Here is a 12334-nt window from a genome sequence, read left to right on the forward strand (position 1 = left end):
GGTCGGGCGCCGGTCAGGCCAGACCGGCCTCCCGCATCTGCCGCAACTCCTTCTTCATCTCCGAGACCTCGTCGCGCAGCCGGGCCGCGATCTCGAACTGGAGATCCGCGGCGGCGGCACGCATCCGCTCGGTCATCTCCTCGATCTGCTCGGCGAGCTCGGCCGCGGGGCGGTCGGTCGGCACGCCCTCCTTGGCCTTGCCCTTGGCGCCCTTGGCCGCTTTGCCGCCGAGAGCCGGCACGGGGGCCTTGGCGGCCTTGCCGTCCTTCTGCTTGCGGTAGCCGGACCCGAGCAGCTGTTCGGTGTCGATGTCCTCGCGGGCGATCTGCGCCACGATGTCGTTGATCTTCTTGCGCAGCGGCTGGGGGTCGATGCCGTTCGCCGTGTTGTACGCGACCTGCTTCTCCCGGCGCCGGTTGGTCTCGTCGATGGCCTTCTCCATCGCCGGGGTGATCTTGTCGGCGTACATGTGGACCTGGCCGGAGACATTGCGCGCCGCGCGGCCGATGGTCTGGATCAGCGAGGTGCCCGAGCGCAGGAAGCCCTCCTTGTCGGCGTCGAGGATGGCCACCAGGGACACCTCGGGCAGGTCGAGGCCCTCCCGCAGCAGGTTGATGCCGACCAGGACGTCGTACTCGCCGGAGCGCAGCTCCCGCAGCAGTTCGACACGGCGCAGGGTGTCGACGTCGCTGTGCAGATAGCGGACCTGGATGCCGAGCTCCAGGAAGTAGTCCGTGAGGTCCTCGGCCATCTTCTTGGTGAGGGTGGTGACCAGGACGCGCTCGTCGTTCTCGGTGCGCTTGCGAATCTCGTGGACCAGGTCGTCGATCTGGCCCTCGGTGGGCTTGACCACGACCTCCGGGTCGATGAGACCCGTCGGGCGGATGATCTGCTCGACGACGCCGTCCCCGCGGGAGAGCTCGTAGTTGCCGGGCGTGGCCGACAGGTAGACGGTCTGCCCGATGCGCTCCTGGAATTCCTCCCACTTCAGGGGACGGTTGTCGAGCGCGGAGGGCAGCCGGAAGCCGTGGTCGACGAGGGTGCGCTTGCGGGAGGCGTCGCCTTCGTACATGGCGCCGATCTGCGGCACGGTGACGTGCGACTCGTCGATGACGAGCAGGAAGTCGTCCGGGAAGTAGTCCAGCAGGGTGTTCGGCGGGGAGCCGGGCTCACGGCCGTCGAAGTGCATCGAGTAGTTCTCGACACCGGAGCAGGAGCCGATCTGGCGGAGCATCTCGAGGTCGTACGTCGTTCGCATGCGCAGACGCTGGGCCTCCAGGAGCTTGCCCTGCTTCTCCAGCTCGGTGAGGCGCTCGCCCAGCTCCTTCTCGATGTCGTTGGCCGCCCGCTCCAGGCGCTCGGGGCCGGCGACGTAGTGGGTGGCCGGGAAGACGTACAGCTGACGGTCGTCGCTGATGATCTCGCCGGTGAGCGGATGCAGGGTGGACAGCGCCTCGATCTCGTCGCCGAACATCTCGATGCGGACCGCGAGCTCCTCGTAGACCGGGAAGATCTCGATGGTGTCGCCGCGGACGCGGAAGGTGCCGCGGCTGAAGGCCAGGTCGTTGCGCGTGTACTGGATGTCCACGAAGCGGCGCAGCAGCTGGTCGCGGTCGATCTCGTCGCCGACCCTGAGGGGGACCATGCGGTCCACGTACTCCTGCGGAGTACCGAGGCCGTAGATGCAGGAGACCGAGGCGACCACGATGACGTCGCGGCGGGTGAGCAGCGAGTTGGTCGCGGAGTGGCGCAGGCGCTCGACCTCCTCGTTGATCGAGGAGTCCTTCTCGATGTAGGTGTCCGACTGCGGGACGTAGGCCTCGGGCTGGTAGTAGTCGTAGTACGAGACGAAGTACTCGACCGCGTTGTTCGGCAGCAGCTCGCGGAACTCGTTCGCCAGCTGGGCGGCCAGGGTCTTGTTCGGCGCCATGACAAGGGTGGGTCGCTGGAGCTTCTCGATCATCCACGCCGTGGTGGCGGACTTGCCGGTGCCGGTCGCGCCGAGGAGGACGACGTCCTTCTCACCGGCCCCGATGCGCTTGACGAGGTCGGCGATGGCCGCCGGCTGGTCGCCGCTGGGCTGGTAGGGACTGACGACCTCGAAGGGCGCCACCGTGCGTTCGATCTGGGAAACGGGCCGCATGGAGTCCACCGTACGACCCCCCACTGACAACGCGGTCGGATCAGCGGTTCTGCGGGGTGCGGGGGCTACGGTGGCTCACGCCTCGGCGGGGGCGGATCGAGGGGCGGCGGGTCGCGTGCGGAAGGTCGCCGTGGGCCGGGATACCGGGCTTGTTCTCGACGCGGGTCCAGTCGGGTTTGCCCATGACCATCAGCGGATCGAACATCACGACGACACCCGCGATCAGCAGGAAGGCCAGCGGGCCGACCATCATGGGCGCCAGCAGTTCGGCGGGAGAGTCGCCCGAGGAGGGGGCGCCGGTGGCGCCGTGCAGATGGACGCTGACGGCGGCCATGCCGGTGTAGTGCATGCCGCTGACGGCGAGCCCCATGACGAGGCTCGCGCCCACGCTCCACAGGAAGCCTCTGACCTGGCCGGCCGCCCACAGGGCCGCGGTGGCGGCGCACATGGCTATGACGACGGAGGCGGCGACCGTGAGGGTGTTGTACTCCAGCTTTCCGTTGAACCGCATCCCGGCCATGCCCAGGTAGTGCATGGAGGCGACGCCCAGGCCGGTGATGGTGCCCCCGGTGAACAGGGCCGTCCCGCTCGCGCCCTTGTACCCGACGATGAAGATCCCGACCCCCACCATGACGATCGCGACGCCCAGGCTCGCGAACGTCGTCGGCTTGTCGTAGTGGATCGGCGCGTTCTTGACCGTGAAGCCCATCATGGCGACGAAGTGCATGGTCCAGATGCCGGAGCCGATCGCCGCGGAGCCGAGGGCGAGCCACCCTGGTCGCCAGGAGTTCGAGACCAGCATGGACCGGGTGGTGCAACGCAGGCCGAGGGCACCCCCCAGGCAGGCCATGAGGTAGGCCACCAGCGGTGTGACGAGTCCGTAGCTGAATCCGTCGACCGTGCCTTGCATGCGCGGCTGTCCTTCCCACCCTCTTGCGTCCCGGAATGTGCTGAAAAGCGCCCCCTCCCAGGGCCGCCCGAGCGGTCAGGGTTGAGGCAGAGAGTATGACTCCCACCGGAATGGTCGAACGATTTTCCGGCAAAGAAACACGCCCTTGCCGCAGTTGTGCGGCACCAGTGAGCGGAGTTGGGCAACCCCATTCAATCTGTGGTCATTCTGTACCCCCCTGCTGTTGACCCTCTGCTGTCACAGTTGAGCTGTCCGTGATAGCTCGACGCAAGGAGTCAGCATGCACGCGCGCGCAGTTGCCGCCACGACCACCGCGCTCCTGGGGACCGCCGCCCTTCTGCTCCCCGCCCCCGACGTACGGGCCGTCGAGGTCGGGGAACAACCGACGGTGATCGCCCACCGGGGTGCCTCCGCCTATGCCCCCGAGAACACGCTCGCCGCCGTCGACAAGGCGGCCGAGCTGGGCATCTCCTGGGTCGAGAACGACGTCCAGCGCACCAGGGACGGCGAGCTCGTCGTCCTGCACGACGACAACCTGCGGCGCACCACCGATGTCGAGGAGCGCTTCCCCGACCGGGCGCCCTGGAAGGTGAAGGACTTCACCGCCGCCGAGATCGCGCTGCTGGACGCGGGCAGCTGGTTCGGTCCCGCCTACGCGGGCGCGCGCGTGCCGACCCTGGAGCAGTTCGTGCACCGGATCGACCGCAACCGCCAGAAGCTGCTCCTGGAGATCAAGAACCCCGCGCTCTACCCGGGTATCGAAAAGCAGACCCTGAAGGTTCTCGCCAACGAGGACTGGCTCGACCGGCGGCACATGTCGAAGCTGATCGTGCAGAGCTTCAGCGCGGACAGCGTGCGGACCGTCCACGATCTGAAACCCCGTATCAAGACGGCCCTGCTCGGTACGCCCAACGTGGCGGACCTGGCGTACTACGCGCAGTTCACCGACCAGATCAACCCGTCCTACAGCACCATCTCCGCCGGGTACGTCTCCGCCGTGCAGGCGTTCACGGGGGCGCACGACAGACCGCTGGAGGTCTTCACCTGGACCGTCAACGACGCCGAGTCCGCGAGGCGGGTCGCCGGGTACGGCGTCGACGGCATCATCACCAACACACCGGACGTGGTGCGGGACGCGGTGGAAGGGTCCTGAGCCGCGGTCCACGCCTGGGGAAAAGGGCCGAGGAGCCTGTTCCCCGGGCGATGTCAGTGGCGGGTCGTACGGTGGGTCGCATGAACAGCGATGGGCGGTACGAGCAGCAGGTCGTGTGGGCCGTCGTGGGCACCGACATCGGTCCGCTGCTGCTGGCCGCGACCCGCGACGGCTTGGTCAACGTCGTGTTCCACGCCACCGAGGCGGTGCGCGACAGCGCGCTCGGCCGCCTGGCGTCCCGGCTGGGCAGCGAGCCCGTCGAGGAGCCCGGCTCGCCGCTGCTGGCCGAGGCGATACGCCAGGTCGAGGCGTACTTCGCGGGTGCCCGGCATGATTTCGAGCTGCCGCTGGACTGGTCGCTGATCTCCGGCTTCAACCGTCAGGTGCTGCGTGAGCTGGCGTCGGGGGTGCCGTACGGCAGTGTCGTGGGCTACGGCGACCTGGCCGGGCGGGTCGGCCAGCCGGGTGCGGCCCAGGCGGTGGGGGCGGCGATGGGAGCCAATCCGCTGCCGGTGGTCGTGCCCTGCCACCGGGTCGTCGAGAGCGACGGGGGCATCGGCGGCTTCGGGGGCGGCCTGGAGACCAAGCGGAAGCTGCTCGCCCTGGAGGGCGTGCTGCCGGAGCCGCTCTTCTGAGACGACCGATCCGAACCGCTCCGCTGAGACCTGGCCGATTCGAACGGCTCCCCTCAGACCTGGCCACTCCGAGCAGCTCCAACGAGAAGCGCCGATCCGGGTCCGCGCTTCTGAGGCACAGCTGGTCCGGTCCGGGGTTCTGAGGTGACTCATCCGGTGCTCGCGCGACGGCTGGTCGGAAGGCCTGCGCGGTAGCAGACTCCGCCATGCGCACAGCCACTGGCATCCGAAGACTTCGGAGCCGAAGGGACGGCGATCACGCATGGGCGGAACCGGGAACAGGGCAGTCGCGTATCTCAAGCCGGGCGCGGTGGAGGTCAGGACCATCGACCACCCCACGCTCGAGCTCCAGGACGGGCCGGGGGTGGCACGCGAGAACGTCGGCCGCAAGTGCCGGCACGGTGTGATCCTCAAGGTGCTCGCCAGCAACATCTGCGGTAGCGACCAGCACATGGTGCGCGGGCGGACGACCGCGCCCGAGGGGCTGGTCCTCGGACACGAGATCACCGGAGAGGTCGTCGAACGGGGGCCGGACGTCGAGACCCTCGACGTGGGCGACATCGTCTCGGTGCCGTTCAACATCGCCTGCGGGCGATGCCGTAACTGCAAGGAGCGCAAGACCGGCATCTGCCTGAACGTCAACCCGGCCCGACCGGGGGCGGCTTACGGATATGTCGACATGGGCGGCTGGGTCGGCGGCCAGGCCGAGTACGCCATGGTGCCGTACGCGGACTTCAACCTGCTGAAGTTCCCGGACCGGGACCAGGCGCGCGAGAAGCTGCTCGATCTGACCATGCTGTCGGACATCTTCCCGACCGGCTTCCACGGCGTGGTGAGCTCGGGGGCCGGCGTCGGTTCGACGGTGTACGTCGCCGGCGCGGGGCCGGTGGGCCTGGCGGCGGCCGCGTCCGCGCAGCTACTGGGCGCCGCGGTCGTCATCGTCGGCGACCTCAACCCCGAGCGGCTCGCCCAGGCGCGCAGCTTCGGCTGCGAGACCGTCGACGTCTCGCAAGGCGGCGTGGACGAGCAGATCGCGCAGATCCTCGGAGAGCCCGAGGTGGACGCCGCCGTCGACGCGGTCGGCTTCGAGGCACGGGCCCACGGCCCGGACGCCCCGGAGGCACCCGCGACGGTCCTCAACTCGCTGATGGGCATCACGCGCGCGGGCGGCGCCCTCGGCATTCCCGGCCTGTACGTCACGGACGACCCGGGCGGGATCGACGAGGACGCGAAGGCCGGGACGCTGAAGGTGCGGCTCGGGCTCGGCTGGGCCAAGAGTCACCGCTTCACCACCGGACAGTGCCCGGTGATGACGTACCACCGGAACCTGATGCGGGCGATCCTGCACGAGCGGGTGCACATCGCCAAGGCGGTCAACGCGACCGTGATCGGCCTCGACGACGCACCACGCGGCTACGCCGAGTTCGACCAGGGCGCCAGCCGCAAGTACGTGCTCGACCCGCACGGGGCGCTGGCCGGCGTACGCCCGGTCTGACGCCTGAGGAGGGGGCCACGCGCGTGTGGCCCCCTCGCCGCACCGCCCGCCCCGCTAGTCGTAGTGCCGGGCCTCGAACACGTTTCCGTCGGGGTCGCGGAAGTAGAAGCTGCGGCGGGCCATGCCGCGGGCACCGAAGGAGTCGTAGGAGAAGTCCGAGACGGGGACCGCCTGTTCCTCCAGGCGGACGCGGAGTGCCTGGAAGTCGTCGCCGGGCAGGGCCAGGCAGACGTGGTTGACGGGGTGGCCCGAGCTCTCGGTGGCGCCGGGGAGCATCTTCATGCGTTCCGCCATGGTGAACGGCATGAGGTCGAAGATGGTCTCGTCGTTGAGCCGTACGGAGGGGAAGGGCTCCGCGCCCGCGGCGTAGTCGGTCAGCCTCAGGGGTGTCATGCCGACCGCCTTCTCGTAGAAGGCGGCCGATGCCACCGGGTCCTGCACCCAGAGGACGACATGGTCGAGACGTGTCCTGTTGTCCGTCATGTCCCCAGGCTGGTGTCCTCCCCCACAGCCCGCAAGGGTTTGGCCGGGTGTGCCGACCGCCAGAGATCAGGGAGAACCGATCGACAGGAGGCAAGCGCGTGGTGCTGGTGTTGTCGGAGGAAGTGCGCGCAGCGGTCGACGCGCGTCGACCCGTGGTGGCCCTGGAGTCCACGATCATCGCGCACGGGTTGCCGCGGCCGCGGAATCTGCAGGTGGCGCTGGAGCTGGAGGACGTCGTACGGCAGGAGGGCGCCGTTCCCGCGACCATCGCGGTGCTGGACGGTCGTCCTCATGTCGGCCTGGACAAGGAGCAGTTGGAGCGGGTCGCGAACGAGGACGGGATCCGCAAGCTGGGCCACCGTGATCTGCCGCTGGCGGTCGCCGCGGGCGCGAGCGGGGCGACCACGGTCTCGGCGACGGCGCAGCTGGCGGCGCTGGCGGGCGTACGGGTGTTCGCGACCGGTGGGCTCGGCGGGGTGCACCGGGAGTGGACGGTGACGCAGGACGAGTCGGCGGACCTGGGGCTGCTGGCGCGGACGCGGATCACGGTGGTCTGCGCGGGCGTGAAATCGATCCTCGACGTGCCGGCGACCCTGCAGCGGCTGGAGACGCTGGGCGTGGCGGTGGCCGGGTACGGCACCGATCGCTTCCCCGGCTTCTACCTGTCCGACTCGGGGCATCCGGTGGACTGGACGCTGGACAGCCCGTCACAGGTGGCCAAGGTGATGCGGGCTCAGGACGCCATCGACGGGCCCGGGTCGGCTCTGATCGTGGCCAACCCCGTTCCCGAGAGCGAGCAGTTGGATCCCGAACTGCACGCGCGCGTGCTCGCGGACGCGTTGCGGGCGGCCGAGGACGCGGGCGTCTCCGGTCAGGGGGTCACGCCGTTCCTTCTCGACTACCTGGTCCGGCACACCGACGGCGCATCCCTGAGCGCCAACCTTGCGGCGGTACGGGGCAACGTACGACTGGCGGGGCGGATCGCGGCGGCCTGGGCCGAGGCGTGAGCGGAACGGCGGCCGAGGGGCCCGGGGACGGAGTTGTGGCCACAGGGCCCGGGGAAGGCGTTGCGGCCAGCCGGCCTGGAGGCGGAGGGGCCGCCCAAGGGCTTGGAGGCGGAATCGCGGCCGCTGAGCCCAGCGGCGTAACGGCCCCGGGTGGTGCGCTGCTGGTCGTCGGTGACGTCGTCACGGACGTGGTCGCCCGGCATCGGGGGCCGCTCGCCGCCGGCACCGACACGGTCGCCACGATTCGGACGCTGCCGGGCGGGGCGGGGGCCAACGTGGCCTGCTGGGCAGCACATCGGGGCGGCGCCGAGGTCCGGATGCTCGGGCGGGTGGGTACGGACGCGGCGGCCTGGCACGAGCGGGAGCTGGCCGTCTGTGGAGTACGGCCCCTTCTCGTCGTCGACCCGGAGGCGGCCACCGGGACGGTGATCTGCCTTGTGGACACCGGTGCCGCCGCCGAGCGGTCGTTCCTCACGGACAGCGGCGCGGCCTTGCGGCTGGGGCCGGACAACTGGTCGGACACGCTGCTCGACGGAGTGGCCCGGCTGCATCTGTCGGGCTACCTGCTGTTCTCCGAACCCAGCCGCGCCCTGGTGGAGGCCGCCCTGGTGTCGGCACGCGCGCGTGGGGTGCCGGTGAGCCTGGATCCGGCGTCGGCCGGGTTCCTGGTGGACCTGGGTGTGGACCGCTTCCTCACGCTGGTGGAAGGGGTCGACGTCCTGCTGCCCAGCCGTGACGAGGCATGTCTGCTGACGGGGTTGCCCGATGCGGCGGACGCGGCGGCCAAGTTGAGCCGCCACGTCCCGCTGGTGGTCGCCAAGTTGGGGGCTGAGGGTGCGCTGGTGGCCCGCTCGGGCACCGTGCTCGCCCATGTCCCGGCCCTACCGGCGACGCCCAGAGATACCACGGGCGCGGGCGACGCGTTCACGGGGGCCTTCCTCGCCGCGCTCCTCACGGGCGCGGAGCCGGAGGAGGCGGCACGGGAGGGGTGCCGGGCAGGGGCGATGGCGGTGGAACGGGTGGGAGGGAGGCCACCGACCGTGTCCGGCTGACGCCTGGGCCAGGTGCCACGTACCGGGTATCGCTCGTTGCAACTACCGCCCGTAGGCCGCGTCCGCCCGGCACCCGCGCCCAGCTGCCGGGCGCCGCCCGACGTCTCGCGTCTACGCCCTACGCCTTGCGCCCCCACGCCGAGATCATCGGCGCCGTGGCCAGGTCCATGGAACCCGTCGCGACGTTCGACAGGTGCTGGTCGATGTCGGCGTCCGTGGCGAGGCCCGCGGTGACCAGTTGGTCGCGGATCTGGCGGATCGTGGCGGACTCGAGGGCCGCGCAGGCGGGCGAGGTGAGCGGGAAGTACGCGTCGGCCTCCACGCGGCGCAGGCCCGCCTCGCGCAGCAGGCGTGGGAGTCGACGGCCGTAGGAGAGGTCGGCGCCGCGGTCGGCGAGGAGCCGGCGGAAGCCCTGGCGCAGCCGGTTCGCCAGCTGTTCGGCGGGGCCGTGGTCGTCAGGACAGGTCAGGGGCTGGAGGGCGGGATCGGCATCCTCGATCAGAAGCCGTCCCCCAGGACGCAGCGACTCGACCATCGACCGCAACGCCCGCTCCCGGTCCGGGACATGGACGAGGACGAGCCGGGCGTGGACGAGGTCGAAGCCCTCCCCCGGCGCCGCGTCCGTACCCACGTCGTGGACGCGGACCTCGACCGGCGGGCGGGCGGCCGGGGCGAGCCGCGAGGTGTCGATGTCGGTCGCGACGACCCGTCCGGTCGGACCGACCTTCTTGGCCAGCCAGGACACGACGGACGTACCGCCCGCGCCGACCTCCCAGCAGCGCCAGCCGGGTCCGATACCGAACGCCTCGAGGTGCCGGAACGTCGTGGGGTCGAAGAGGGCGGCGAACGCGTTGAAGCGCTCTGCGGCCTCAGCCTGCTGGTTGTCGAGGAGGTACCCGTCGGTTCGCATCATGCCGCGATCATCCCAGTTGTCCGTCTTGTCCGTAGCGGTCGACGCTCCGGTGCCACGACGCAACGGTACGGCGGGCGCGCCGAGACCTGACGACCCCCGCCGACTCGCCAGCTCGCAGACTCGCCGGAACGCCGGAACGCCGACCCGTCGGAACGGAACCGGCCCCGCCCACCACGCCGTCACACCGGCCGAGGCCCTTCATCCACAGGCGGGAACAAAGCGGAACGTCCTGCTCCCACAGGCTTACACGCCTCTCACCCCGACCTGGCAGACTGGCCGGCCAGGGCGCAGAGATGCGGTGAGCGGGGATCCACGCAAGGAGATCCAGATGTCCATGGCAGGGAATCTGCGGAAGGTCACGAGCCTCGGCACGGTCGGTGGCCTCCGCAGGGTGGCGCGGCTGGCGCGGCGACGCCGACGCGTCGACCTGAGCCACCCGGCCCGGTCACCCCTGGGCTCCTCCGTGGTGAACTGCGTGACCTACCGGGACGGCGGTCGCGTCCCGGGCGGCAGCGATCTGGTCGACACCGTGGAGCAGGTGCGCAAGCACGGTGACGGTTTCGTCTGGCTGGGCCTCCATGAACCGACGGACCAGGAGTTCGCGGGCATCGCCGAACTCTTCGAGCTGCATCCGCTGGCCGTGGAGGACGCGATCGAGGCGCATCAGCGGCCGAAGCTCGAGCGGTACGACGACGTGCTGTTCGCGGTGTTCAAGACCGTCTGCTACGTCGAGCACGAGGAACTCACGGCGACGAGCGAGGTCGTGAACACCGGCGAGATCATGGTGTTCGTCGGCGAGGACTTCGTGATCACGGTCCGGCACGGCATGCATGGCTCGCTGGGCCCGCTGCGGGAGGAACTGGAGGCCGACCCGCAGCAGCTGGCCAAGGGGCCGGCCGCGGTGCTGCACGCGGTCGCGGACCATGTGGTCGACGACTATCTGCACGTCACCGACCTGGTGCAGGCCGACATCGACCAGGTCGAGTCGGACGTCTTCTCTCCGAACGGCGCACGGCTCGACCCGGGACGCATCTACCAGCTCAAGCGTGAACTGCTCGAGCTGAAGCGGGCCGTGGCCCCGCTCGCCCGGCCGATCGAGGAGCTCTCCACGCGGCCGATACGAGCGGTCGCCCCGGAGATACAGGCCTACTTCCGCGACGTCTCGGACCATCTGCTGCGCGCCAAGGAGCAGATCGCCGCCTTCGACGAACTGCTCAACTCCATCCTTCAGGCACACCTCGCCCAGGTCTCGGTCGCGCAGAACGAGGACATGCGGAAGATCACCGCCTGGGCCGCGATCGTCGCGGTGCCGACGATGGTCTGCGGGGTGTACGGCATGAACTTCGAGCACATGCCGGAGCTGCGCTGGACGTTCGGCTACCCCCTGGTCCTCGGCGTCATAGCCGTGGCCTGTCTGACGCTGTACCGCGGCTTCCGGCGCAACGGCTGGCTCTGAGCCGACGGCTTGCTCTGAGCCGACGGTGAGGCGAGGCAAGGGCCGGGGGCAGGCTTCCGCCCACCCCCGTAGGGCCCTCGTGGGTCAGCGCGTGGAGCTCTTCGCGTAGACGCTCTCCGCCCAGGTGGCGATCTGGTCCTCCGTCAGATGCCGGGCGAGGTCGGCCTCGCTGATCATGCCGACCAGGCGCTTGTTCTCGATGACGGGGAGCCGGCGGATCTGGTGGTCCTGCATCTCGCGGAGCACCTCGCCGACGTCGGCGTCCGCGTCGATCCAGCGCGGGGTTCCCTGGGCCATCTCGCCGGCCGTGATGGTGGCGGGGTCGTGTCCCATGGCAACGCAGCCGACGACGATGTCGCGGTCGGTGAGGATGCCGCAGAGCCGTTCGTTCTCGTCGCTGATGGGCAGGGCTCCGACATTGAGCTCGCGCATCAGCTGGGCGGCCCGGTCCAGGGTCTCGTGGGCGGGGATCCACTGGGCGCCGCGGTGCATGATGTCTCCGGCGGTGGTCATGAAGTACCTCCCGGTGCCGGACGGCCGGCGCGGCGCGGGGGCGCGCCGCTGGTCCCGGCGCCCTACATTCTCGCCGCGCCGCCGGGCGCCCGCACCCGGAACCGCGCGGTCGCTCAGGCCGAGAAACCGACGATCTTCCGAGGCACGACGCGGATGATCACCCGGACCTCGTCCTCCTTCTCGGCGGGCGGATCGATGCCGAGGTACTTGTGCGCGAGGTCGTACGGGAGGCGCTTGTCCGGGTCCGGGAGGATCTCGGCGGTGCCGCGGATCTCGACCGAGGTGTAGGGGTTGGCCAGGTCGTAGACGGAGACGCTGATCCGGGGGTCGCGGCGGAGGTTGCGTACCTTCTGGCGGTTGTCGATGGAGGAGAAGAGGAGGGCGTCGCCCTCGCGTTTGACCCAGACCACCGAGTTCTGCGGAGCGCCGTCGGGGCCGAGGGTGGCGACGCTGGCGAAGTTCTTGCCGTCGAGGAGAGTGCGGACCGAGTCGTCGAAGGAGAGGTGATCACTCGTGGGAGTCGTCATGCGACCCACCCTAGTTAGATGCACGCGCATATAAAAGCGGTTTGATG

General features: G+C 70.0%; 12 protein-coding genes. 6 read left to right on the forward strand and 6 right to left on the reverse strand.

Translation table 11 applies throughout. The annotated features are described in order from the left end of the window. Window positions 1–13: 13 nt before the first annotated feature. Together uvrB and ABKA17_RS33495 are read right to left on the reverse strand one after the other, a co-directional pair. The gene (gene uvrB / locus ABKA17_RS33490; RefSeq protein WP_353696076.1) at window positions 14–2143 is read right to left on the reverse strand and encodes an excinuclease ABC subunit UvrB; all 2130 of its coding nucleotides are present in this window, start codon (window positions 2141–2143) and stop codon (window positions 14–16) included. A 40-nt stretch (window positions 2144–2183) separates the two neighbouring features. Further along, complete coding sequence (locus ABKA17_RS33495; RefSeq protein WP_353696077.1) at window positions 2184–3053, reverse strand: MHYT domain-containing protein; 870 nt, start codon at window positions 3051–3053, stop codon at window positions 2184–2186. Between the two features lie 280 nt (window positions 3054–3333). Here ABKA17_RS33495 and ABKA17_RS33500 point away from each other — a divergent pair, with 280 nt between their 5' ends. From ABKA17_RS33500 to fdhA, 3 genes are all read left to right on the forward strand, one after another. Then, window positions 3334–4206, forward strand: coding sequence for a glycerophosphodiester phosphodiesterase (locus ABKA17_RS33500; RefSeq protein WP_353696078.1), 873 nt, complete (start codon window positions 3334–3336; stop codon window positions 4204–4206). A gap of 80 nt (window positions 4207–4286) precedes the next feature. Beyond that, the gene (locus ABKA17_RS33505; protein WP_353696079.1) at window positions 4287–4841 is read left to right on the forward strand and encodes a methylated-DNA--[protein]-cysteine S-methyltransferase; all 555 of its coding nucleotides are present in this window, start codon (window positions 4287–4289) and stop codon (window positions 4839–4841) included. 262 nt (window positions 4842–5103) lie between these two features. Beyond that, window positions 5104–6336 carry a formaldehyde dehydrogenase, glutathione-independent gene (fdhA, locus tag ABKA17_RS33510; RefSeq protein WP_353696080.1) on the forward strand — a complete coding sequence of 411 codons (1233 nt, stop codon included), beginning with the start codon at window positions 5104–5106 and terminating at the stop codon, window positions 6334–6336. Window positions 6337–6390: 54 nt separating this feature from the next. On the opposite strand, the gene ABKA17_RS33515 is transcribed toward fdhA, so the two are convergent. Then, complete coding sequence (locus ABKA17_RS33515; protein WP_353696081.1) at window positions 6391–6819, reverse strand: VOC family protein; 429 nt, start codon at window positions 6817–6819, stop codon at window positions 6391–6393. Between the two features lie 98 nt (window positions 6820–6917). On the opposite strand from ABKA17_RS33515, the gene ABKA17_RS33520 reads away from it, so the two are divergent. Beyond that, window positions 6918–7826, forward strand: coding sequence for a pseudouridine-5'-phosphate glycosidase (locus tag ABKA17_RS33520; protein WP_353696082.1), 909 nt, complete (start codon window positions 6918–6920; stop codon window positions 7824–7826). Between the two features lie 113 nt (window positions 7827–7939). After that, window positions 7940–8878 (forward strand): carbohydrate kinase family protein, encoded by a 939-nt coding sequence (locus tag ABKA17_RS33525; RefSeq protein WP_353696308.1) that lies wholly within the window; start codon window positions 7940–7942, stop codon window positions 8876–8878. A gap of 118 nt (window positions 8879–8996) precedes the next feature. On the opposite strand, the gene ABKA17_RS33530 is transcribed toward ABKA17_RS33525, so the two are convergent. Then, window positions 8997–9791 (reverse strand): methyltransferase domain-containing protein, encoded by a 795-nt coding sequence (locus ABKA17_RS33530; RefSeq protein ID WP_353696083.1) that lies wholly within the window; start codon window positions 9789–9791, stop codon window positions 8997–8999. A 328-nt stretch (window positions 9792–10119) separates the two neighbouring features. On the opposite strand from ABKA17_RS33530, the gene ABKA17_RS33535 reads away from it, so the two are divergent. Beyond that, window positions 10120–11247 (forward strand): magnesium and cobalt transport protein CorA, encoded by a 1128-nt coding sequence (locus tag ABKA17_RS33535; RefSeq protein WP_353696084.1) that lies wholly within the window; start codon window positions 10120–10122, stop codon window positions 11245–11247. An 84-nt stretch (window positions 11248–11331) separates the two neighbouring features. Here ABKA17_RS33535 and ABKA17_RS33540 read toward each other — a convergent pair whose 3' ends face one another. Continuing rightward, the gene (locus ABKA17_RS33540; RefSeq protein WP_353696085.1) at window positions 11332–11760 is read right to left on the reverse strand and encodes a CBS domain-containing protein; all 429 of its coding nucleotides are present in this window, start codon (window positions 11758–11760) and stop codon (window positions 11332–11334) included. A 113-nt stretch (window positions 11761–11873) separates the two neighbouring features. Next, window positions 11874–12287, reverse strand: a complete 414-nt coding sequence (locus tag ABKA17_RS33545; protein WP_353696086.1) for a PPOX class F420-dependent oxidoreductase — start codon at window positions 12285–12287, stop codon at window positions 11874–11876. Window positions 12288–12334 lie beyond the last annotated feature (47 nt).

The organism is Streptomyces sp. RG80, from assembly GCF_040446465.1.
Taxonomy (GTDB): domain Bacteria; phylum Actinomycetota; class Actinomycetes; order Streptomycetales; family Streptomycetaceae; genus Streptomyces.